The following is a 23111-nucleotide window of genomic DNA, read 5'->3' as shown; positions in this document are numbered from 1 at the left end:
CTCCCGGCATTGCCGAAACTATACGGTTTCGTAATCCCGGCAATCGCGGGGGCGGGCGAGTCTTGACCGGCTCACCGCCGTTGGGCGGAGCCAGATGGCGGGGAGACGAGATCGGTCGGACGGGCCCGTACCTGGGCAGCAAGAGGCCGGGTTACGGCGTCCGGAGGAACCGCTTCTGGCTGTACCGCGACAAAGGCCAGGCCGAGGACGAACGGATCGAGCTCCTCCTTGGAGTAGCCGGCGAGAAGGATGGGCCGCTCGCCTCCATCGGGGCCGATCCGATAGGCCGAGGGCCAGAGAGTCAGAACGTCGCGGCCGTCCTGGCTGGGACGAGTGAACGTGGCGACCGGCATGCGGCCTTCGTGCAGCAACGGCAGGGTGGCACGCTCGGACAGGGCGCCGGTTGCGGGAAGCAGCGCCTCTGCCAAACCTCCCGTGGTCGTGGGAGACCAGCCGGCCGAAGCCAGCAGCGGCGCCAGCTCGGCAACGTCTAGGTCGGTCTGGAAGAGGATCGGTCCGGCCGCGTCCCCGCCCATGGTCAGGCGATGGCTGGCGAGCGACTTCCAGCCGTCCTTGAGCCATGCATCCTTCGACATGTCGGTTGTCAGGCGCATCGGCGCGTAGTTGCGGGTCCAGGTGCCGTAGTCGCGCCACAGATGAAATCCGTAGGAGCCGGCGAAGACGGCGAGGAGGACGACGACCAGCGGCACGAGGCGAATTGTCCGGTCTCTCAGGTGGGTGGTCAGGGCGAAGACCGCCGCCATCAGGATACCGAAGCTCATGCCAGCACTGACGTCTGTCAGCCAGTGGGCGCCAAGATAGAGGCGCGAGAAGGCGACCGTCAGGGCCGCCAGGGCAGCGATGCCGAGGACGATCGGCCGAGAACCGGACTTCAGATGCGAGGCCACGATCACCGCCAGGATTCCGAAGAACGTCATGGACAGGGTGGCATGACCGCTCGGGAACGAGAACGAGGAGACGCCGGCATAAAGGTCGGTCGGTCGGGGCCGCTCGATGGTTCCTTTGACGAGAAAGACGAAGAGTTCCGATCCGGCCATCGCCAGGGCTGCGGCGAGGGCGACCCGGACATGCCGGCGGATCGCCAGCCAGAGCACGAGGGCGACGGTGAGGCTGGTCAGAACGAAGCCGTCGGCCGCCATGGTGATCGCGGTAACGATCCTCGTGCCGGCATCACTGCGGTAGGACTGGAGGAAGTTGTAGACCGCCTTGTCCGCCAGCTTCAGCTCGGGATCGAAGAGCAGATTGCCCAAGAGCAGCAGGAATCCGGCGGCGGCTAGCGCGGCAACAACCATGATGGCGGTGCGCCCGACGATGTTGTCGTCGTTGGAAAGGTAGCGAAGTTCCAGCCGGGCGAGCCGGCTTGTCGAATTGGCTCGACGCTCGATCCGGACGCGCCGCCAGTCCGCTGCCACGGGCCAGACGAAGGCGATAGCGATCTTGCCGGCATACCAGGCCAGGAGGAGCACGGCGATCGCGCCAACGAGCAGGATCGCAAGGCGCGGATCGAGCGAATGGACCCGGGACAGTCCGATGCCGATTCCGGCCGCTGGGATCAGGTGTGCCGCTGCCCAGACAAAGGCCGAGACCACGTTGACGCTCGTGAAGCGGACGACCCCCATTCCGACCATCCCGGCAATGCCCGGCACGATCACCTTCACGCCGGGTACGAAGCGGCCGAGGAAGACACTCTTGCCGCCATGGCGATGGAAGAAGGCTTCGCCCCGCTCGATCAGCGTCCCGTAGCGCCGGAATGGCCAGACCGTGCGCAGGCGATCCCGGTAATGATGGCCGATGGCGTAGGACAGAGCATCACCAGCGGTGGCACCCGCAGCCGCGACGACCAGAACTGGCAAGAATGGCAGTTTGCCGGCGCCGATCATGGCGCCGACCGCGATCAGCACCACAGTGCTGGGGACGAAAAGCCCGATGATGAAGAGTGCCTCGCCGAGACAGACGGCGAACAGAAAGGTGTAGGCCAGCAGAAGGTGCTGGTCGACGAGGGAGAGGAGGGTTTGCGTCATGAGCTTCTTCGGTGCGTGCTGCGGGCAGGCCAGCACTACCGGGCGAAGCTTCGCGCCAAATGTCTCGAACTATACGGTTCGGTATAGGTACGAAGCTCGCAGGCTGGGTTGTCCAGCCTGCGAGCACGCCTTCGCGGAGGATCGCGAGGTCCCTATTCGCCCGCGATCTCACTGTCTCGCGGGTTCGCAATCATCGCCAATCTCTCCTGATTCCTCTTTCTCGATTCAGACAGGAAGAGAACGGCTGCAAGCAACGCCAGCGTGATCAAGGACGCGTACCCACGCGGCAGATCAAACCCGCCATGGTCGAGCGGCTTGGTCAGGAGGTCGCCGAAGGTTGCGCCAAACGGGCGGGTGAAAATGAATGCGATCCAGAACAGGAGAACGGCGCTGATCCGAGTTGCATAATGCAGGGCGACGACGGCTCCGATGACGGCCGCGGTCACCAGGGCACCCTGAATATAGGAAAGCCCGGCGTTGTCGGTCAGCCAGTCTCCGAATGCGGTACCGAGGCTGTTGGAAAACACGATAGCGAGCCAGTAGAAGGTTTCGGCATCCTTCCTGCGGATCGGATAGACTGACAGATCGCGATCGCGCCAGTACCAGACGCCAAGAGTTGCCGCCAGACCGGCGACCAGGATCAGCGATCCGACCGCGTACCCTAGCCCGAAAGAGCGGTCCATCAGGTCCGAGACCTCTGTTCCGGCGGTTGTGGTCGCAATGATGGAGGCCCAGAAGAGCGCCGGATGGTATCGATCGCTGCGGATCTGGGTGAACAGCAGCGCGATCAGGATCGCGAAGGTCACGCCGAACCCGATATAATAGCCGAGGTTCAGGGTCATGGAGATGAAGTCGCCAGCGGTTTCGCCAAGCGTCGTGGCGAGGATCTTCATGACCCAGAATGCCAAGGTGACCTGCGCTACCTTACTGGCGGTTGACGTGAGCTTGTCCATCGAAAACGGCTTTCCGTAGTTGGGAGGGGTGGGCGGAAGCCCGGGGTCCCAACCGATCTATCGAGTTGCGTTTGCGGGGTGATGGAGCTGCTTATACGCTTTGGTAATCCAGCCTTTACGTTGACGCAGAAACGCCTTCGCGACGGGTCGCGAAGGCGTCGGGCCTATCGGTTTATGTCTGAAGGATCAGTCGGCGACTTCGCCGTCTTCAGCATCCTCGCCCTGCTCGCCATGTTCGGCCTCTTTCTCGTCCGAGGCGTTCTGGTCAACCTTGCCGGTCTTGATATCGACCATGACCGTCTTGACCGTGCCGTCGGCATTGGCCAGCTCGATTTCCCAGGCGTTGTCGCCTTTTTCGTCAGAGATCGTCGCGTCGAAGGCATGGCCGCCGACGGCCTGTTCCGCCTTGGCAATGGCATCCGTCAGCGTCACTGTCGCTGACATCACCTTCTTCATCTCGGCCTGATCCGTTTCGCCTTTGCCAATGTCCGCAGCCAAGGCAGAGCCTCCTGCGGCCAGGATCGCAACCAGACCGATTGCTGCGGCGTGAAGGCGGGTGGGGTTCGTTCGGATGTTCATGTGAGTTCCTTTCGGTTGCAGAGCCTGTCGTTGGGCTCGAACGAAAGGTGGGGGGCGAACATGACCGCCAAAGCTCCAGGATTATACGGTTGTGTATAGGTGGCAGTCGCGTTCTGAAGGGTTGAACGCATTCGGCCGCCCGGAGCTACCGGGCGGCCGAGGAAACAGAAGGATCGTGACGGCTACTTCGCGATGTTGACCCGCTCCTGCGCGTCGAGAGTGTCAGCTTGTGAGGAATCTCCTGGCACGAGCGTCTCCTTGTCCGTGTCGGTCGCCATTCCCGAATGTGCGCTGCCGGCGGCGATCGCATCACGGACGCGGTCGGCGTTGGCATCGGCTTCGGACGCGTCCCCGGGGACCAGAGTGCGGGGGGCGACGCGGGGCGCATCATGCCGGACTGCAGGATGCTCCGCGATGTCGTTGCGGGTGTCCTCGGCCTGCTGCCCGGCACCGGCACTCGAACCAGGGACCATGATGACCTTGTCATCTCCGGTCATCGATCCGGCAAAGGCAACGTTCGAGCCGGCAAAGCCAGTGACGAGGACCGTGGCGGAGGCCGCAGCGAGTAGGGTCTTTTTGAAGCTGTTCATCTCTTCTCTCCTTGGGACCGGGTGGTGTAAGGAGCCGTCCCTCAAGCTCTGAAAAGAAGATGGTGCCCCAAGATTGCCGTTTCCGGTCCGCAAGATTGTGCTTTCGTTATCTTGGTGCAGCGCATGAGCGCATGGATGTCGTGGCTGACGGCCTGCGCAGGACGGATGAAGCGCGAGGTCCTTGTGTTGTGGGTCGCGGCGCGGGATCGGCGCACGCCGTGGGCCGCTCGCATGGTCGCTTTCCTGACTGCGGCCTACGCGCTCTCGCCGATAGACCTGATCCCGGACGTCATTCCGGTTCTGGGCTATCTCGACGATCTCGTCATCGTGCCGCTGGGGGTCTGGCTGGCGCTACGCCTGATCCCCGACGATCTTGTCGCGGTCTTCAGAGTGATGGCGATGCGGATGGCGGAGCGACCGCTCAGCCGCACGGGGCTGGTGCTGGTTCTCGGTGTGTGGCTGATCGTGGCCATCGCGACGCTGACGTATCTGCGGCGCGTTTGGGGTTACGGTGAGTGATCGGTTGCCATCGATGGCGATCGCGATGCCGAAGTTTGCGAGACCGGCGCGGCTCGTTTCCGATCGATCTGCTGCCGTTGCCGCCTTCATTCCGGCCTTCGCGATCCGAGGTCTGCATCCGCGTTCTCTGGTTGGGTCAGCGCGCCAGACGGTAGCGGATGACTTCCTCGGATCGTTGGTGATGACGCGGGGTGACCCGTTCGCGAGACTGTTCCTCAATGTCAGTGCGCGGTCCGATCTCCAGGGACGCTGGAATGACGATCTCGTTTGGCTTGGCCAGCGCACACAGGCGTGAGGCGAGGTTCACCGTGCGGCCGAGGACGGTGAAGTCAGCCCGAGCCGAGGTACCCAGCGCCGTCGCGATGACGTCGCCGCGGTAGAGCCCGATGCCGGGGCTGCGTTCAAGCAACGAACATGTACGAATGCAATCCACGGCGGCGTCGACAGATTGCGCAACGGCGTGCTCGCCGCGGAAAACGGCCAGCACGCCGTCGCCGATAATCTTGTCGATCTCGCCGTTGTGACCGGCCACCACATCGGCGACCCTGGTTACGAAGGAGTCGATCAGCGCAGCGACTGCATCGGTCTGAGAGGCTTCCGCGAAGCTGGAGAAATCGCGAAGGTCGACAAACATCACCACAGCTTCGAACCGCTGGGGGGCTGAACCGGCATCGAGTGCATCCCGGACCGCAGCCATCGGCAGGAAGCTGCGCAGACGGCGATGAACCCGGTCGACATAAGCGGCCTGGGCGTCGATCGTGCGCTGGGCGCGATAGACGACGAAGGTCGTCGCGGCGATGGCCGAGACAAATACCGCGCAGAACAGCCCCGCCCAAAAGATCGCCGATGTGGAGATTGCCGACTCCAGCGACCGCGCCGGCCGAGTGACGATCACGATCGCACCATCGACAGCGTTGGCAGAACCGAGCGTTCCCAGCGATGTCCAGTGAGCGGGAAGGATAAGGTCTTCAACGAGGATCGTGCCCGCTTCCAGGATCTCCGGCCTCAGGGCTTCCAGGACGGGCACGTTGCAAGCCTGTGAGCGGGAAACGGCAAGGGAGACGTCGCCGCGAGCAGTCACGACGGATAGGCATGTAATGCCGAGTTCGTCGAGTTCCCCCTCCAGATGAGCAATGGTCGCCGGTTGAGCGGCGTTGGGAAGATCGCTGGCCGACCGCCGCGACAGGATCGTGCGGACCAGCCCGATCTCGGCTTTCGCGAACAGAGCTTCGGCGCTGGCGGAAATGCCCGAAACCATGGCAACCGCAAGCCCGACACTTGCCATGACAATGATCGGAAGTAGCACGAGGCCGAATACGCGCAGCAGCGGAAATGGGGTTCCCGGATGGTCCGGATTGCTGGCTGGCTGGCGCATCGCCGTTCGACCTGTTCAACATGCTGGCGCCGGGCCGGGAGCTTCGACGCTTGGGCTGTTGGCGACGGGGTTACGGAAAAGTCCTGAAAACGGACGCGGGGCGCCCGATAAAGGCGCCCCGCGTCTCAAAGTGACGGGCCTGAATTTCTGCGACCTGCGATCAGGCGCTCAGTGTCGCTATCGCATTGGTCTCGATCTTGTCCTTCTTCGTGATGCTGAGATAGCTCACCAGGCCCGCGATGGTGACGAGGAACAGGACGCTGGTGCCGGTCGTGCCGAGGCCGAGACCGCCATTGTTTGTCGGCTGGGACAGCAGGTCACCCATCGAGGCGCCGAAGGGGCGGGTCAGGATATAGGCGACCCAGAAGGTGAGGACCGCATCGACGCCGAACCTGTAGGCGGCGTAGACCACGGCGATCAGCGCGCCGAAGATGACGGCGGAGACTGCGTAGCCGAGGCCGAAATGCTCCGCGATGAGGTCTCCGGCGGATGTGCCGAGCGCGAAAGTGAACAGGATCGCCGCCCAGTAGAAAAGTTCGCGCCGGCGGGTGAAGATCGAATGGATGGAGAGCGTGCGCTCGCTCGCATACCAGGCGAGAAACGTCGCCGTCAGGGCGAGGGCGAACCCGATCGTGGTGGTCACCAGGCTGATGCCGAGATCGTCGACCATGTAGTCGGAGACCAGCGTGCCGACGATGCTGACGAAGACGACGACCAGCCAGTAGCTCGTCGGCACGTATTCGCGCAGCTTTAACTGAAAGGCGATGATGCCGACCAGGAGCGCGCTCATGATGAGCGAGGTCACGACGAGGCCAAGCCCGACGTTGAAGATGAGGAAATCGGCGGCGGTCTCGCCAACGGTGGTTGCCATGATCTTGATCACCCAGAAGGCGAGGGTGATCTGCGGGACCTTGTTCAGCAGGGTTTCCGTCAGCGGCGATGGTGCGGGGTTCATGTGAGGGCTCCGGTCGGACGTGACGCCGCGGCGCGGCATGTCGCCTGTCGTAGGGCCGGTAGATGGCGAGCGCCTCTCTGCACCTATACCGTTTGGTAATCGTCGGGCGCAGCACCTGTCTTCGCAGCAGGGAGGTCAATTCGGACCTTCAGACCCGGGGCTCCGTCGAGGGCCTCGACCGTGCCATGGTGCAGTTCCGCGATCGCGGCGACCAGCGACAGGCCCAGACCGCTGCCGGGCGTCGTGCGGCTGCGGTCGAGGCGATAGAGGCGCTGGAAGATGCGCTCGCGCTCTTCCGCCGGCACGCCGGGGCCGTCGTCGACCACGTCGAGCAGCACCCGGTCGCCGACGCGGGTGATGCCGACGCCGATACGTCCCGGGGCCGGAACGTGGTTGATGGCATTCTCGAGGAGATTGGCCAGCGCCTGAACCAGGAGTTCCTCGTCGCCCTCGATCATCGCCGATGGTAGCGCGAGTGCGACGAGGTCATGACCTTCGTCCGTTGCCACATCGCCATAGACATCGCAGATCCTGCGGACGACGTCGGCCAGGTCCAGCCGGCGGAACCTGGCGCGGCGGGTGCCGGCCTCGATCTGGGCGATGCGCAGCAGCGCGTTGAAGGTCTCGATCGCGGCCTCGCTTTCGCCGATCGCATCATCGATCGCCGTCTCGTACTCCGCCGGTGTCCGCTGGGCACGGCGAACGCTCTCCAACCGTTGACGCAACCTTGCGAGCGGCGTCCTGAGGTCGTGGGCGATATCGGCCGAGACCTGCTTGAGGCTCGCCAGCAGCGTCTCGATGCGGCCGAGCATGACGTTGATGTCGAGAGCGAGACGGTCGAGTTCGTCGCGTCGCCCGGACACCGGGAGCCGCAGATCGAAGCGGCCATCGACGATCTGGCGCGTCGTGGCGGCAATCTCGTCGACCCGCCGGGTCGGCCCGATCGAGACGAGAAACCCGCCGAGCAGCGCGAGGAGGGTGGTGACCAAAGCCCCCCAAAGCATCGCGGACAGGATGATTTCCTGGGTCTCGTCGAGCACGTGGGAATTGCGGCCGATCATGACCTCGTAGGCACCGATCCGTTCGCCGAGACTGAGCAGAAGCACCTCGTTGTCGGTGTTTTGGGAGGCAGCCCTTTGCAGGTCGGGCGCCCCCTCGAAATGTTCATCGGATAGCTTTTCGTCGGCCCAGCCTTCACGCCAGACCGTTGCGGGAATGTTGCCGATGACGGCCTCCTCGCCAGAAACCTGTCGCATCAGGAAGAAGCGGTCCTCAGAGGCCGATTCCGCAAGTTCGGTCATCCGGACTTGCAATTCGCCGTCGCCGCCCCGCCGATAGGCGTCGCGCAAACCTTCCATATCGTCTGATATCGACGAGCGCAGGATGCCGGCCATCTCCGAGGATGCCGCCAGATAGGTCGTCCCGAGGATCGCCAGAACAGAGGCGACGAAGAACAGCGTGAAGATCAGCGCGACACGGAAGGAGGTCGTGCGGACCTGTTCAGGCAGGAACATTCAGCACATATCCCGAGCCGCGGATCGTCTTGATCATCTCCGTCGAAAAGGGACGGTCGACCTTGCCGCGCAGCCGGCTGACGTGAGTCTCGACGACATTCGTCTTGGGGTCGAAATGGAAATCCCACACGCGCTCGAGCAGCATGGTGCGCGTCAGCACCCGGCCACGGTTGCGCATCATGTATTCCAACAGGCGGAACTCGCGGGGCTGGAGATCGAGCGGCTGCCCCTCGCGCCGGACCGTTCGGGCGATCAGGTTCATCTCGAGTGCGCCGACCTTCAGGACAGCCTCCTCCTTGCGCATGGGCGAGCGCCGGGCCAGCGCATTCAGGCGGGCCATCAGTTCGGAGAAGGCGAAGGGCTTGACGAGATAGTCGTCGGCCCCGGCTTCCAGGCCCTCGACGCGGTCGTCGAGCCCTGAGACAGAGGTCAGGAAGATCACCGGGGTGTCGCGGCCGGAAGAGCGGAGCGCCCGTACGATCGACAGACCGTCCAGGCCGGGCAGCATCCGGTCGATCACCATGGCATCGTAGTCGCGCGTGCAGGCGAGCTCGAGGCCGACCGGACCCGAGGCGGCGTGGTCAGGATCATGGCCCTCTTCCTTGAGCCCACCGGTCACATAGTCGGCGGTCGAACGATCGTCCTCGATGACCAGGACCTTCATTACATCCTCTCCTGTGTTGACGGTTTGGCCGCCGTCGCGGCCTCGCTGAACGCCACGAACCGTTCGAAGGCACGATCCATCGCCCCGGTGCTGCTTCCGAGCCAGGGGAAATGCCCATAAGCGAACGAGAGCTGATCGGCTGCGACCCCTTCGGATTTCCCGGCGATGGCATACTCGTAGATTGCCGAGGCAAGTCCCGTCCTGTCCGATCCACCCATACAATGGATCAAGAGGGGCTTGGGGGCATCCGCCATGGCCTGTTCGATCTCCTGCATGGTCGCAACGTCGGGCTCGCTGCGCGCAGAAATGGCGATCGAGCGATAGACTATGCCGCGCCGACGGGCGACGTTCCATTCCTCACGATACCATGAGGCATCTGGATGGGCGCCGCGCAGATTGAGGACAGAGCGGATGCCGGTAGATGCGGCCAGCGCGTCGAGGTCGGCCGCATTCAACTGACCGGATCGATAAACTGTGGCGTTTTCAACGGTGTGAACGTTCCCGGAAAGCTGGAGATAACCAGCATATGACGCCGGGGCTGCCGCTGCGACCGCAATCACTACGAATAAGCCACGAACCATGTGGAAGGGCGACTGCATCGGCGACATCCTTCTCGGAATTCTCGCCTATGGCTAAACGTGGGATCTCGCCCGCCGCATGTCAGGACCTATACGCTTTCGTATAGTCTGTCCGCGAAAACTAGGGCAGTGGGCTACCGTTCTCCGGATGCCGCCAAACGCCTCAGAAAATTCGGGTACGGTCGGGCCGACATCGGCCAAGCGCCGGAACGAACGGAGGTGCTCTTCTTGTGCTCGGACCTTAAGTGCGCCGGCGGCCGGACTTCCGCCGCCGAACCCTCGCCCGGGCCGTTCTTTTCCCATGCCACCGATGCGGCAGCATCCCCGTGTCACAGCGGCGCTCCAGAGAGAACGCGGCCGCTGGTTTTCAGGAGCAGCAACCGCATGCTGGGGGTCGAGTTCAATCTGCGACGGGGCCACCGAGATAGCGTTAGGTAATCCCGAAAATTCCGGCCGTCGTTACGCCATGGTCATACGTGCACTGATCCACCTCGGGGACGGGCTTCGAAATCACCGCGCAAGACGTAAGCCATATGAACATACGTTGTGAGGCCAAAATGGGATTCGCCCCGGCGGAGCGCGAACTGGGGAGGCGAGAAGGACCGCTGTCGCGATCAAAGATTCGGGGCAGTAGGTCATGGACCGCCTGAGGAAGCCAGCAAGGTTTATGCGCCACTAGAAAGCAACTGCCACCAGCGAGATCCTCTCGATCGGACGCGCGTCTTTATTCCTGTCCCTGCAAGCCGCCCCCTCAGGCAGGGGGAAGTCACTGGACAGATGAGCCACTGCGCCATTCGGCAGTAGCCTCCACATCATGGGAGACCGAACGACGCGGTGTTCCTGAACTCCGGAATGGCTTCCGGTTCTTCGGTTGGGGCACGGAGCTGAAAGCCCTCGTCGGCCATGTCGCGGATCTCGACGGGTACGCCGTCATTCCCCACGGCAAGCCGTCCGACGATCTGGTACGGTGCCGACCCAACGTAGGATGTCGCCTCCGCGACCAAGGCGACCACTCTTTCCCGGACCGCTTCAGCGGTCCATCCGTTCGGGAGACCCTTCACCGAGATGTAGTCCTCGTCCCAGATTGACAGGCAGTTCCGTTGGATGTGTTCGAGGATGCGTTGGGGAGAGTAGTGAGGTGGCTTGCCGGACGCCGCCATGACCAGAGGTCCAAGAGGGCACAGGTGCTCGCCAATCGAAGCCAGATCGACGAAGTCACGGGCCTTCCTCCGGCTAGACGCGGCCAAGATCTTGTTGACCGCCAGATCGGCGGGCGCCAGACGTGCACCCCAATCCGCGTCGCGGATGAGAGGGAGGAAGCGTCGCTTGGACTCGCTCATCCATTGGATCTGCGTCTCCTCGCCCCGATCACGAACGACGGCCTCGACCACCCCGTAGACGTCGACGTCCACCCGTACGCTGTATCCAGCTTTCCGTAACACCTCCATGTCACGGTCGGCCGCTGCCCCGATTTCCTCGTCCGTGTCGTGAAAAATGTCGATGTCATCCGACTGACGTGGCCAGTCCTTGTTCAGGACCACGCCCCCCGCGACGTAGCTTGTTTCGGATCGGTTCGCAGCAAGTTCAGCAAGAATGCGGCGTTGGAGGATGGTTAGGGCCATGCGGTTAGAACGAGCAGCTTGCCCGAAGCTCGCGGCCGATCACGAAGGCGCGCGCGTCGCCGCGCTCCATCAAGGCACTGGCTACCACCCGTGCGCGGGATTCCGTACTACCGAGGGCGGACAGGTCCACGTTGTCGAGAACGCGTACCCCATAAAGATCGACCGCCTTCTCTAGCAGGAGCTCCAAACGCGCGGACGATACGGACATCGGGACAACGGGTTGGCGCATTCCTGAACTCCTTCACCCCGAAATATAGCAAGATCGCTCGAGAACGACAACGTGCTCGAGCCCCACAGAAGCGCTCGGGAGCATCGACTGCGCTTCGAAAGACCGGAAACAAGTCTTCAGTCGCGTAGAAGCGATGGTTCGATACTCCAGTCCGGATTTCAGCCGCTCCCGGTAACGTTCTCTACCCAACTATTGATCTTGCGATCAATCGGCGCGGCGCCAAGGGAGTTTATTGATGAAAAGATCAACGAATTGCCTCTGAGATATCACGAACCGTTATGCGATCCGGCGGCGGTCGGCTCTCGCATCGCCATGACTGGCGATCACGTCTTCAATCATGAATCAACCCCATTTCCTGCTCGACGCAATCTCGCGGATCGTCACCATAGCGCCCGACAACAGAAGCCCCGGATGCCGCTCCATACCGCCATTCGCCGGGTCATCGTTTGCCGCCCGCCCCGCAAAGCACGTCGAAATCCATGTTGAGGGCGAGAACCTGATGGAGGATGAGATCAAGCCGCTCTACGCGCTCATATCCTTGCCCATTTGAAAATCGTGTGGGGTCCCATAGTCGGGGCGGGAAGCGGTGTTGCGTCCGCCCGACAGGAGGATAGGGTTTGACCACCGGCTGATTGGTTCACAGGAACGGGAGACACAGCCATCCAACCCCCTGCGGGGCTGCTTGAAGTGAGACGGCTCCCGGCATCGTGCGCTGAAGTGTCAGCGGCGGACAAGAGCGCCGCTCGGTCCGCTCGAGCACCCGCGTAAGCCTCCCGTTCATCCTGTCCACTTCTTCGACCCTTTTCTTCGCTTCGAGAACCGGATGCAAAGGGGATGGGCAGTCCATGGACTGCCAGGATTGGGAGATCTCGTACGTATCGTACAGAGGGAACAGAACCATGTTCGAGAGCATCACGGAAACAACCGGGACCGCGCGTCCCGCGCCGATGGAGGAACTGACGGTCGGCGCGTTCGCGATGGAGACGCACGCGCAGAGTTCGAACAACGGAAACTGGCATGGACGCCCCGTCGCTCTGGTGGCAATCTGCCGGCGGACACTCATGGTCGCCGGTGTCCACGTGGCTCGGGACGGGGTCACCTTCTACGAGGTTATGCAATGCCTTGCCGACGCCTTCCTACCGCGGGACGCGGTGGACGTCGGTGCGGTGAACCCGTGGCCCTGCGAGGGCGTGGCGGACCGCGCGTTCGTCCATGCCCAGCACGACTTGACGCCCGCGCCCTTCCGGCGCTTCCGCGAGGCGCTTGGATTGGAGGTCTTGCCGCATCACGGCCCCGAGCCCTTGGTCAGCGACCTCGCAGAACGATGGTCGCAGGAGGCGGGTATTGAGATCGACTCGTTGCATGACGGTCGCGCTGCGTTGGTACATAGGTTTGCGGACCGTCCGCTCCCCGGCGGCGACGCCATCGAACTGGAAAACGTCGACCGGAAACTGCGCCGTTGGATCGTCGACCGCTACAACGCCGTATCCGTTCCTGGCATTGAACGGTCGCCGCTCGACCTCTGGCGGGAGGCTGCGATTGGCTTCGTCCCGCGCTTCGTGCCGGAGGATGCGCCGGGAGACCTCTTCCGGCCGGAGGCGTTCCGCACCATCGGCCCGCGCGGCGTCACTTGGGGCGGACGCACTTATTGGAGCGAAGCGGTCCCGGACCTTCTCGAGAAGTGGGGCGGCACACGCGAGTACGAGATCCGGGCCGATCCGGCGAGTCCCCTAAGCGTCGAAATTTGCACGCCTGAGCGGAAGTGGGTGCGCTTCGATGCCCGTTGGGTGTAATCCGTCGCTCATAAAGCGATGACCCCGCCATTAGTCAGCGCCTGCCAACGAACGTTCCGTTCCGCCGCCGATAAACTGCGATGGCTGGCGATTACACCGATTAAGGTCAAGGTTTGGTATCCGCGCTACCTTCAATCCGCAGCTCAAGCCTGAATTCGAGATGCTCGAAGTTCAGGGCTGCGTCATGCTCGACGAAATCCCCAGTCGGTGATGCCGACGCCAACTCAAGTATACCGCGGGGTAGATCGTCGGGGGCAGGGCGAACCTGCGCTCCGAGAGTTGCTGTATCTCCTCCACGATCCGGTCGGTGTCGTACTCCAAAGCTTCGACAACGGCGTCGAACCGCTCGGCGCTGACGACCCCGACAAGTTGGATGGGTGAATGAGTCCCTGATCGAGACACACGTGGATGTCATAGATGTCCCGCGCCCTCACAGCCTCAGCGCTCATTGCCCAGTTGGAGTTGCTCCGTCTTTGACAAGCTCGGCTGCGATCTTCCTGAGAGTTACGACGATGGCGTGGTTGGCTCAACTGGTCTCGGATCAGAAGCGATGGCAGATGCCTCAATTGCACCGATACCCTTCGCCATTCCGGTTGCAAAAAGCGTCCCCGAAGTCTCGTCCAGGGTGGTTCTCTCTGTTCGCAAGATAGCCCGAGCACGTGCTCTCGGATGAGCGCATCCTGCTGGAGCAACTCCCTACCCGGTCGATACGCAGCCTTTGCGCATTGTCCGTCGTGGTCATGCCCGTCGCCTTCTGGAAGCGCCTGAGAAACGTGCGATCTCCAAGCCTTGCCCGACGATTGCCGCAAGGTCGAAGCCCCGCGCATCCGTCTCCTGCATCCAGTGCTGGACCTTCAGGATTGGAGCGCCTCCGTGGTTCAGCCGCGGCGAAAAGGCGTTGCGACAGCTCATTCCGGGCGCTGACCCGGGGTACATCTAAGATTGCCTTAAGGTGCGTGGCGGATCTCGTTCTTCACGTAGAAACGAAAGGACGCCAGCATGGCCCAACCGCTCAACCGCAGAACCCTCCTCGCCCGTGGCGCGGCGACCATCGCAACCCTGTCGTTCCTGAGTGTCGGCGCTGCTCACGGGCAGGCTCCCGCCTTCGCAGCCGCTCCAACCCCCGACGAGGTGTTTCGTGATCCTGATATTCCTGTCCTTGGCAATCCGGATGGAGACGTCACGATCGTCGAATTCTTCGACTATCAATGCCCTTACTGCAAGATGAGCCACCCAGTGCTGACGGACGCAGTTGAAACCGACGGCAACGTCCGGTTGGTGATGAAGGATTGGCCGATCTTCGGCAATTCATCGCTCTACGCCTCACGCCTGATGTTGGGTTCGGCCGGCACTCCGGACTACGAAGCGGGGCTTTCCGCGGTTATGAAAACGCAGGCGAGGCTGACGAAACAGGAGGTGGACGCCGCCCTCGTGGAAGCCGGACTGGATCCGGCAGCGCTCCTTGAACGCTATGGAAAACGCCGTGAGAGCGTCGAAGCGCTGATCGACCGGAACAGCAAGCAGGCACTCGCCTTCCGCTTGTCAGGGACGCCGGCGTTCGTCATCGGCCAGCGCGTGTATGGCGGAGCGCTCGACGGCAACGGTTTTGCTCAGGCAATCGCGGACGCACGTTCAGAGGGCGCGCCGCGATGATTACCCGGCGCGGGTTCGTTGTCGGCGCGGGGGCCGCGGCATCACTTGCTCCGGCCCGCGCCTCGCAAGCCAGCGGCTGGGTCGGTGGCTTCGACATCGGCAATGCGACAATGGGCACACATTTCACCAACGATCCATTGTTGAGTGAAGCCAGCGTTGCGAGTACGCGCCGAGCGGCCGACGCCTATCGAGATTTGGCTGCACAAGGCGGCTGGCCGCAGGCGGACTGGGTCAGCGCGTTCAAGCTTGGCTCACGCCACCCGCAGATCGCGCAACTGCGCCGCCGTCTTACAATGGAGAACGATCTCAACCAGGCTTACGCGTCAGGAGACGTGTTCGACAGCTTCGTAGACGCGGCCGTGCGCCGTTTTCAGGTACGCCATGGCCTGGCCGTAGACGGGGCGGCCGGCCCCGAGACCCTCGCCGCGATGAACGAGCCTGCTGGCTCGAAGGCTCGACAGCTTGAACTCAATATACCGCGCATTGCGAGCGGATTAGCAACTGAAGCGCGCTATGTCTGCGTCAACATTCCTTCAGCCGAACTCGAATTGGTGGAGGAAGAGAGCGTGGTCGAACGTCATTCGACCATCGTCGGACGACCCGACCGCGCGACGCCACTTCTGACAAGCGCCATCTATGAGGTGAACTTCAATCCTTACTGGACAGTTCCGGCCAGCATCGTGCGCAAGGACTTGATCCCGGCAATCCGTAACGACCCGACCTATCTGGAGCGCATGTCGATGCGCATATTCGACCACGATTGGGACGAGGTTTCGCCCACGTCGATCGATTGGAACGGCGACCAGGCCATGAACTATATCTTTCGCCAGGATCCGGGCGCCGACAACGCACTCGGGCGGGTACGCATCAACTTCGCCAACGACCACGCCGTCTATCTCCACGACACGCCGCAGCCGGGTCTGTTCGGTGACGCCAGCCGCTTCCACTCGTCAGGCTGCATTCGCGTTCAACGCATTCCGGAATTCGTTGCGTGGCTTCTCCGGGAGACGCCGGGTTGGTCGCTGACGCAGGTCCGCGCAATGCTCACCAACGGACAACGCAAGGACGTGAAGTTGGCCCGCGAAATCCCGGTTCACTTCGTCTACATCACCGCATGGAGCGCGCCGGACCTCACCAGCAATTTCCGCGACGATGTCTACGGGCTCCTAACAAAGGCTTAGGTGCCGCGGGAACACTCGCAAAGCTCAACTTTGACTGTCAAACGAATGCCGCTGGGGGCACGCACGACAAGATCGATGTGGATCGCCTCGGCGGAGCAGGCCCGCTTTGACGGTGCATCTTACCGATGATGGTGGACGGGTGGGGACGACCGCGCTGGCGACAGATTTGTGCTGTAGATCGCTTGACCCACTGCCAGGCCGCGCTCGATCCGCAGGAAGACGTGGCGGATCGGGCCTTTCGGAAGAGGCCATGGCCGATAGTGCAGCCGACGAGACCACCCGCCGACACAAATCAGCGCCGCGCCGACAGGATGGCGGGACAGTTCGCGTGCATCCTCGGCTGACTTCCCTCTGAATCTCTTGCTTCCCCGGGACGAAAACAGTTCGCATGGGTTGCCGATCAGGGTGATGTCGTTTGCGACGGTCTCGGTGCAGGGAGCAGCGCAAATCCGACCATTGCCTAAGTGATGGCTTGGATCGGTGGGCGCGCCTAGGCGACGGAGCCTGCCGCACGCCGCACGACCACTTTCGCGCCGACGGGAACGCGGTTTTCGAGGTCGATGATGTCCTGGTTGAACATGCGGATGCAGCCGGACGAGACCGACCGGCCGATCGTCGACGGCTCGTTGGTGCCGTGGATCCGGTAATAGGTATCCCGACCGCCGCGATAGAGATAGAGGGCGCGCGCGCCGAGCGGGTTGCCGAGTCCGCCTTCAAGGCCGCTCGCGTAGGGGCCGAACCGTTCGGGCTCACGCTTCAGCATGTTTGGTGTCGGCGTCCAGCCCGGCCACTCAGCCTTTCGAGCGATTGTCGCGTTGCCAGTAAACGCGAAGCCTGCCTTGCCGACGCCGACACGGTAACGCATGGCCTTGCCGTTCTCCTCCACGAGATAGAGGAAATGCGCGGCCGGATCGACGACGATGGTACCTGGAGCTTCAGAGCCGACGAAGTCGACGATCTGGCGCCGGTTCATCTCGGTAAGGTGGGCGGCGGGGATGGCCGGGATGGAGCGGCCATTGTCCTCGAAGGCGGCATATCGCGGATCGCCGATCAGGCTCGGTGCAGCGTAGCCGAGCACGGTCCGGGGCAGTTCGCCGACAGACGAGCAACCCGTCATCGTAAGGAGAGCCGCGGCCAGCAGGCCTGTGCAGCGAGCGTTTCTCAAAGTCATGTCAGTCCTATTCCGCCTTGGCGCCATCGATACCCGCCGCGAGGGCTTCGCGCGAGATCTCTCCGAAATGTAGCGAACGGAGCGTTCCGTTCGCATCGAGAAACAGCGTGGCCGGATAGCCGGAGACGCCGTAATGCCGCGCGAGGGCAAAACCACGATCAAGCAGCATATGGTCGATTTCGAGATCGGCCCTTGCGAGAAACTGCGACACGGTTTGCGCACCTTCGCCCTGGTTGGCGAAGACGAACACCGCGTCGTCGCGGTTCTCCGACATCGTCGCCATCATTGGCATCTCGCGGCGGCATGGTGGGCACCATGACGCCCACAGATTGAGGACGGTCGGCTTACCGGCGAAGTCCGGCAAAGACCGGTCGGCGCCGTCGAGCATCGCGAAGCTTTCGGCAGGTGGGGCGACGGCGGTGGTAGCAGCGACCAGTTGCCAGGCAGTGTTCCAGACTATGAAGGCGCCAGCCAGCGCACCGACCGACCATGCACGCAGGCGATACTCGCGAAAGGCGTAGAGCGTGTAGAGCAGGGCGGCCGCGAGCCCGACCCATCCCGAAAAGCCGCCTTCCCAAACGCTGATAATCCGAAGCGGCTCAGGTGCAAAGGTCCGCCAGTGCATGGCAACATGCCCCAGCCGGGCCGCGACGAGACCGATGACCACGACCGCCAGCGACCAGTTGCCCAGCCGGCCATCGATGCGGCCGGAGAGGATCGCGGTGACGACGAGAAAGATCACGAGGGCGATGATAGCGGCCAGTCGGTCGCCGGCGAAGACCAGCGGGCCGAGCGTCAGGGCGGTCATGTCAGTTGGCCCCCGCAAGGCGGATGCGCTCGAGGAAGTCCTGGGCGGAGGTCTCGCCAACGACGCGCGATCCGGGCGCCTCGGCGCCGTTGGGGTCAACGAAGAGCATGGTCGGCGGCCCGACGACCGAAAGCTCCGACATCAGCGAGGTCGTCCCGGCCTGCTCATCGGTGACATCCACCTTGAGCAGTCGATACCCGGCGAGCCGCGCCTGCACGGCCGGATCGCCGAACACTTCGCGCTCGATCACGTCGCAACTGACGCACCAGTCGGCAGTGAAGTATAGCAGCGTCGGCCGGTCGCCCGAGGCGATCGCCTCCGCGACCGCTTCCGGTGCCTCCACCATGTCGAAGCTCAGCGTTTCGGCGACGCGTGCCGCGCCGTTCGTGGCCAAAGGCGCAAGCGGACGCAAGGGATCATTCGCCCCGGCGACCGCTCCGACCGCGAGCGTGCCGCCATGGATCACCGCCAGCACGCCTGCCGTCTGGCTAAGCCGGCGCCGCGTGCCGCCCGTGCCACCGAGACCGATCAGCGTGACCCCGATGCCGATCAGCAGTGCGGCCCAGAGCCACAGCGAGACCACGGGCGGCAGAATGCGGCCGATCATCCAGATGGCCAGCGCCAGGAAGGCGATGCCGAAGGCGCGGGTGACGACCTGCATCCAGGGTCCGGCCTTGGGCATGATGCCCGCGCCGAACGTGCCGAAGGCGACAAGCGGCACGCCTTGGCCAAGGCCGAGCGCGAAGAGGGCGGCGGCGCCGAGGCTCACGTTGCCGGTTTGGCCAATATAGATCAGCGCGCCGGCGAGTGGCGCCGTGACACAGGGGCCTACGATCAGCGCCGATGTGAAGCCGAGCGCTGCCGTCGAGCCGATACCGCCACGTCTGACCCTGGCGCCGGAGACGGCACTGGTCCAGGCGCTCGGCAGTCGCAACTCGAACAAGCCGAACATCGACAGCGCCAGTCCGACGAAAACCAGGGACACGACGATGATCGCGGGCGTCGATTGCAGGGCCATCTGAAGGTTCTGACCGGACCATGCGGCGGCGACGCCGAGCAAGCCGAAGGCCGTGGCCATGGCGAGCACGTAGACCGAGGAATGTGCCAGCCCACGCTTTGCCGAGGAGCGGCCCGTCTGACGGCCGAGCTGCCCGGCAAGAATTGGATACATCGGGAAGACGCAAGGGGTGAAGGCGAGGCCGAGGCCGAGAAGGAAGAACATACCGACCGCCCAGGCTGCACCGCTGTCGGCCAGCAGTGACGCGATCAGGCCGCCCGAAGCGCTATCCACCTGAATCCCGGAGCCCGGTGCCGCGGCTGTCAGTGGAAGATCACGAACCGCCGCCTCGTCCGCTTCGGTCGCCGGGGCAGAATCGCGGAAACCGTCCAGCCAAGATTGTTTTGCGCTGTTTGAAGCTGCGCTTGTCGGGGACTGTTCCGAGGCGGCTGGCCCGTTTTGTGCGGCAAGCTCAACCGTCCGCGTCACCGGGCGATAACAGATGCCGTTTTCCTGGCATCCTTGAAAGGACACCGCGATCTCCCTGAGCCCGGCCGGAGCCGAGGCCAGCGTCGCGGTCGCCGCGTCGTGGAAGACCTCCATCGCGCCGAAATTGGGGTCGTTCTTCGTCTCGCCTCGGGGCAAGTCGAGCCGGATGCTCTCGCCTGTCGGGCTCGTCGCGGCAATCTTGTCTCGATAGAGGTAGTAGCCCTCCGCGATCGTCCAGCGCAGTTCGACGCCCCCGTTGTTGCCCGTCGCCGTGCTGGTCAGCGCGAAAGCCTTGTCGACGGCCAACGGCTCCGACTGTGCGCCTGCCGCAAAGGGGGTCGCGAGGGTGACGGCCATGATGGTCGCGGCCAGGAAACGTCTCATCGCCATGAACCTTTAGGATGAACTTCTCTGAAGGGGTGGTCGGATACGCACCTTAAGGCAGCCTTAAGTTGGGTCGGCAGGATTGAGGTCGTCGGCAGCAACGAACCGGAGCAGGCCGGCGCATACTGACCGTGGAGGATGACGGCATCATCGGGAACGGGCTAAAGGTCGGGCTCGTCCTAAGCGGCTTCACCGCCGACCTCGCCAATTGCTGCGAGGCGACGCTGGCAGTCGGAGGGTTCGACGCGGTTGAGCGCTTGCCACCGTCTGGAACTATGTCAGCACCCGGGCGGAGGTCGACCACGTGCTCGACGCAAGGCTGATGGAGGCGGCGCGGATGGTTTCTTCGCTCGTCGACATCGACTTGACGGTCGCCTCGCCCGCACGACCTGAGCCGCCGAACCGCGGAGATATTGCCTGCGACCGCCAGCTTTCCTGCCAGATCTGGCCGCTGACGGGCACGCTGATCGACAAGTCCGACCGCGCGCCGGAAGCCCGCCTGTCGGATCAACGCGACGGCTTTTCCGCGCGCGAGATCGATAGGGAAACCAGGCGTGTATTTGCGGTCGAGAACGCGGCGTTGGGGATCCAGGTTCTGGTCGGGGACGACCTCGACGTCCGGGCCCGACTCGTCCGGGAGGCGATGACGGGTCTGCTCCTGCCAATGGCTCTGATCGTTCCGGCTCTCGGAGCCCTCATCTGGTTCGGCGTCGGTCGAGGGGGCGGCCGCTCGACGAGCTCGCCGAAAGCCTGCGGCACCGCAAGGCAACTGACCTGCATCCAATCTTGGCAAGCACAGCGGTTGCGGAGATTCGGCCGGTCACGACCGCCCTCAACGGCCTGTTCGAGCGGGTGCGCGAAACGGGCGACCGCGACGCGTCTTCCTCGCCTATGCCGCTCACGAGCTGCGCACGCCGCTGGCCGGACTGAAAACCCATGCCGCTGATGCCTGCGATGCGGCCACTTGCGAGAAGCAGAAGGGCCACCGACAGCTCGATGAGCAGTCCGCCACCGAGGGCGGAGAAGGACGAGAACTGATTCATGTCCTAGTTCCTCGGTCCCGGTGCTGTAGGGTGTCGAAATGGACTGCTCGTCCCCAGGACGGCAGAGAACGCCTTGCAGGGTGGCGATGAGCGCCTCCATGCGCGGATCGGCGATCCGGTACCTGAGCGTCGTCCGACTCTCTCGACTGAAGGCGACGATCTTCTGCTCGCGCAAGACCGTCAGGTGCTGGGACAGAGCCGACTGGGACATGTCGACGGCCTCGGCCAGCGAACCGATATGGGCTTCCCCAACTCCAGGAGCTTGCAGAGGATCATCAGACAACGCTCGTTCGCCACCGCCTTCGGATCGCCGCGACTTCCGCGGCATTCGACTCGAGTTCCCTCATGCCTTCCATTTAACCCTGCCAAATGGTAATTTAGCGATAGCTAATATTCAGAACATTGAGATAAAAGCGGAGCTGAAAGCGATAGTTTTCACCGGCCGCGGCTTAAGGGCGTCGATGCCGGGTGAGACAGGAAAATTGAATTCGATCTCGCCTCCCGTCCGTCTAACAGACCTCTGCCGCGGTCAGACCGCCTGGCCGAACAGGGTGCCGATCCCGGCGGTCAGCGCCATGGCCGCGGCGCCCCAGAAGGCGACGCGTGCCGCGCCGCGCCAGACATTCGCCCCGCCGGCCCTGGCGCCGATCGCGCCGAGAACACCGAGGAAAATAAGCGAAGCACCTGATACGAAGGCGATGAGGAGATCCGCTGGCACGACGAACACCATCATCAGCGGCATCGCGGCGCCGATGGCGAAGGTCACCGCGGAGGTGAGGGCGGCCTGAACCGGGCGCGCAGCCGTCACCGCAGATATGCCGAGCTCGTCGCGTGCATGGGCGCCGAGCGCATCCCGCGCCGTGAGTTGGATGGCGACCTGAGTGGCCAGTTCACGCTCGAGGCCGCGACTGACATAGATCTGCGTCAGCTCATCGAGTTCTCCCACCGGATCGTCGCGAAGTTCCCCGGTCTCGCGGGCAAGATCGGCGTTCTCCGTGTCGGACTGGGACGAGACAGAGACGTATTCGCCCGCCGCCATCGACATCGCGCCGGCAACGAGACCGGCAACGCCGGCGATCGCGATCTCGGGCGTCGCTGCGGCGGAGGCGGCTACGCCGACAATCAAGCTGGCCGTCGAGACAATGCCGTCATTGGCCCCCAGGACGGCGGCGCGCAGCCAGCCGATGCGCGCGACGAGATGGTTCTCTGGGTGGGAAAGAGATCGCGGCATGAGGGACTCAAGACAAGGTGACCGGGATCGTCGGCTGCGGTGAATGTGGCACTGCACTGAGCGCGGTAAATCGCTCGGCCGACCCGTGGGCGATCCGCCGCCGTCATCGCTTCACGCTGGTATCTACCAGACGCTCATGTTTCCCCGCAAGATTCATCAATTCTTTCTTGCGGCATTAAAAATGACATGGCCGGCTACGAACATAGCCTCCTCTGCAGCAGTTTTCCACGGGACGAAGGGGGCGGTGAAGAACCTTTACGCCGCCGAGCACCCTTACTCGGCCGATCCTAGCGCAGAACAGACCGCGGCATTGGGAACCCCCTTTACCTCTCCTGTTTCGAAGAGCGTCTTAGAGATCCTGTCCAGTGTTGTTCTCTTCGCTCGGAGGATATTCCGTGAACGCTCGAGGCAGCCGACTAGGATTGCCTCAAGCGATGTCCTGAAGATCGGATCGCGGGCGACCCGTGCGATCGCAACCCCTTTTGCGCCCGTGGCGAAGTGCGCGAGGCTACCACCAAGGCCATAGGAGACCAGAAGCTGCGCCGCAATTTCGGTCGCTTGGTGTAGGTCGCTGCCCTCCATGCCGCCGCTACCGTCCCCAGGGCTGCCGAGCACCAGCTCCTCCGATGCCCTGCCGCCGAGAAGGATCGCGATTTCGGCGAGGTGGCTGTTTCGGGTTCGATCGAACCCTTCCGTCCGCCGAAATTCGGTCATGCCGCCCACCGCTTCGCACACGTCGCG

21 protein-coding genes and 1 pseudogene are annotated in these 23111 nt (G+C 63.4%); 6 read left to right on the top strand and 16 right to left on the bottom strand.

Annotation, left to right across the window (positions count from 1 at the left end; genetic code table 11):
* Positions 1-71: 71 nt before the first annotated feature.
* From N7I30_RS20600 to N7I30_RS20585, 4 genes are all read right to left on the bottom strand, one after another.
* Complete coding sequence (locus tag N7I30_RS20600; protein ID WP_230789083.1) at positions 72-2042, bottom strand: bifunctional DedA family/phosphatase PAP2 family protein; 1971 nt, start codon at positions 2040-2042, stop codon at positions 72-74.
* A gap of 152 nt (positions 2043-2194) precedes the next feature.
* Positions 2195-2995, bottom strand: coding sequence for a COG4705 family protein (locus tag N7I30_RS20595; protein WP_498640945.1), 801 nt, complete (start codon positions 2993-2995; stop codon positions 2195-2197).
* 186 nt (positions 2996-3181) lie between these two features.
* Positions 3182-3574: a PepSY domain-containing protein gene (locus N7I30_RS20590; RefSeq protein ID WP_498640944.1), complete on the bottom strand. Its 393-nt coding sequence runs from the start codon at positions 3572-3574 to the stop codon at positions 3182-3184.
* Between the two features lie 182 nt (positions 3575-3756).
* On the bottom strand, positions 3757-4164 hold the full coding sequence (locus tag N7I30_RS20585; protein ID WP_498640943.1) for a hypothetical protein: 408 nt from the start codon (positions 4162-4164) through the stop codon (positions 3757-3759).
* A 123-nt stretch (positions 4165-4287) separates the two neighbouring features.
* On the opposite strand from N7I30_RS20585, the gene N7I30_RS20580 reads away from it, so the two are divergent.
* On the top strand, positions 4288-4683 hold the full coding sequence (locus N7I30_RS20580) for a YkvA family protein (RefSeq protein WP_498640942.1): 396 nt from the start codon (positions 4288-4290) through the stop codon (positions 4681-4683).
* A gap of 136 nt (positions 4684-4819) precedes the next feature.
* On the opposite strand, the gene N7I30_RS20575 is transcribed toward N7I30_RS20580, so the two are convergent.
* From N7I30_RS20575 to N7I30_RS20545, 7 genes are all read right to left on the bottom strand, one after another.
* On the bottom strand, positions 4820-6058 hold the full coding sequence (locus N7I30_RS20575; RefSeq protein WP_498640941.1) for an adenylate/guanylate cyclase domain-containing protein: 1239 nt from the start codon (positions 6056-6058) through the stop codon (positions 4820-4822).
* Between the two features lie 160 nt (positions 6059-6218).
* Positions 6219-7013 (bottom strand): COG4705 family protein, encoded by a 795-nt coding sequence (locus N7I30_RS20570; protein WP_228241635.1) that lies wholly within the window; start codon positions 7011-7013, stop codon positions 6219-6221.
* Between the two features lie 83 nt (positions 7014-7096).
* The gene (locus N7I30_RS20565; protein ID WP_187390920.1) at positions 7097-8527 is read right to left on the bottom strand and encodes a sensor histidine kinase; all 1431 of its coding nucleotides are present in this window, start codon (positions 8525-8527) and stop codon (positions 7097-7099) included.
* Positions 8514-9191 carry a response regulator transcription factor gene (locus N7I30_RS20560; protein WP_230789075.1) on the bottom strand — a complete coding sequence of 226 codons (678 nt, stop codon included), beginning with the start codon at positions 9189-9191 and terminating at the stop codon, positions 8514-8516. Before N7I30_RS20560 ends, N7I30_RS20565 begins: the two co-directional genes overlap by 14 nt.
* The gene (locus tag N7I30_RS20555; protein ID WP_230789072.1) at positions 9191-9790 is read right to left on the bottom strand and encodes a tyrosine-protein phosphatase; all 600 of its coding nucleotides are present in this window, start codon (positions 9788-9790) and stop codon (positions 9191-9193) included. The genes N7I30_RS20560 and N7I30_RS20555 overlap by 1 nt, the downstream gene beginning before the upstream one ends.
* Before the next feature lie 791 nt (positions 9791-10581).
* Positions 10582-11391: a nucleotidyl transferase AbiEii/AbiGii toxin family protein gene (locus tag N7I30_RS20550; protein WP_370195756.1), complete on the bottom strand. Its 810-nt coding sequence runs from the start codon at positions 11389-11391 to the stop codon at positions 10582-10584.
* Positions 11392-11395: 4 nt separating this feature from the next.
* A complete protein-coding gene (locus N7I30_RS20545) occupies positions 11396-11620 on the bottom strand; it encodes a hypothetical protein (RefSeq protein WP_228241627.1) in 225 nt (74 codons plus the stop codon).
* A gap of 337 nt (positions 11621-11957) precedes the next feature.
* On the opposite strand from N7I30_RS20545, the gene N7I30_RS20540 reads away from it, so the two are divergent.
* From N7I30_RS20540 to N7I30_RS20525, 4 genes are all read left to right on the top strand, one after another.
* Complete coding sequence (locus tag N7I30_RS20540; RefSeq protein ID WP_230789066.1) at positions 11958-12170, top strand: hypothetical protein; 213 nt, start codon at positions 11958-11960, stop codon at positions 12168-12170.
* A gap of 349 nt (positions 12171-12519) precedes the next feature.
* Positions 12520-13413: a TnsB C-terminal domain-containing protein gene (locus N7I30_RS20535; protein ID WP_187390926.1), complete on the top strand. Its 894-nt coding sequence runs from the start codon at positions 12520-12522 to the stop codon at positions 13411-13413.
* Between the two features lie 999 nt (positions 13414-14412).
* Positions 14413-15066, top strand: a complete 654-nt coding sequence (locus tag N7I30_RS20530; protein WP_230789063.1) for a DsbA family protein — start codon at positions 14413-14415, stop codon at positions 15064-15066.
* On the top strand, positions 15063-16247 hold the full coding sequence (locus tag N7I30_RS20525) for a L,D-transpeptidase family protein (RefSeq protein ID WP_498640940.1): 1185 nt from the start codon (positions 15063-15065) through the stop codon (positions 16245-16247). The genes N7I30_RS20530 and N7I30_RS20525 overlap by 4 nt, the downstream gene beginning before the upstream one ends.
* Before the next feature lie 490 nt (positions 16248-16737).
* Here N7I30_RS20525 and N7I30_RS20520 read toward each other — a convergent pair whose 3' ends face one another.
* The 3 genes from N7I30_RS20520 to dsbD are packed head-to-tail and all read right to left on the bottom strand — an operon-like array spanning position 16738 to position 20096.
* The gene (locus N7I30_RS20520; RefSeq protein WP_475364931.1) at positions 16738-17445 is read right to left on the bottom strand and encodes a L,D-transpeptidase; all 708 of its coding nucleotides are present in this window, start codon (positions 17443-17445) and stop codon (positions 16738-16740) included.
* A complete protein-coding gene (locus tag N7I30_RS20515; protein ID WP_498640939.1) occupies positions 17426-18226 on the bottom strand; it encodes a prolipoprotein diacylglyceryl transferase family protein in 801 nt (266 codons plus the stop codon). The genes N7I30_RS20520 and N7I30_RS20515 overlap by 20 nt, the downstream gene beginning before the upstream one ends.
* A gap of 1 nt (position 18227) precedes the next feature.
* A complete protein-coding gene (dsbD, locus tag N7I30_RS20510) occupies positions 18228-20096 on the bottom strand; it encodes a protein-disulfide reductase DsbD (RefSeq protein ID WP_498640938.1) in 1869 nt (622 codons plus the stop codon).
* 304 nt (positions 20097-20400) lie between these two features.
* Here dsbD and N7I30_RS20505 point away from each other — a divergent pair, with 304 nt between their 5' ends.
* Positions 20401-21042, top strand: coding sequence for a hypothetical protein (locus N7I30_RS20505; RefSeq protein WP_330165945.1), 642 nt, complete (start codon positions 20401-20403; stop codon positions 21040-21042).
* Between the two features lie 626 nt (positions 21043-21668).
* Here the strand turns inward: N7I30_RS20505 and N7I30_RS20500 are convergent.
* Together N7I30_RS20500 and N7I30_RS20495 are read right to left on the bottom strand one after the other, a co-directional pair.
* The gene (locus N7I30_RS20500) at positions 21669-22370 is read right to left on the bottom strand and encodes a VIT1/CCC1 transporter family protein (RefSeq protein ID WP_230789051.1); all 702 of its coding nucleotides are present in this window, start codon (positions 22368-22370) and stop codon (positions 21669-21671) included.
* A 273-nt stretch (positions 22371-22643) separates the two neighbouring features.
* A pseudogene (locus N7I30_RS20495) lies at positions 22644-23111 on the bottom strand (hypothetical protein); the annotation flags it as partial.

This window comes from Aurantimonas litoralis (genome assembly GCF_026153195.1).
In the GTDB taxonomy this organism is placed as follows: domain Bacteria; phylum Pseudomonadota; class Alphaproteobacteria; order Rhizobiales; family Rhizobiaceae; genus Aurantimonas; species Aurantimonas coralicida.
This window is presented reverse-complemented; position numbering and strand designations above follow the sequence as displayed.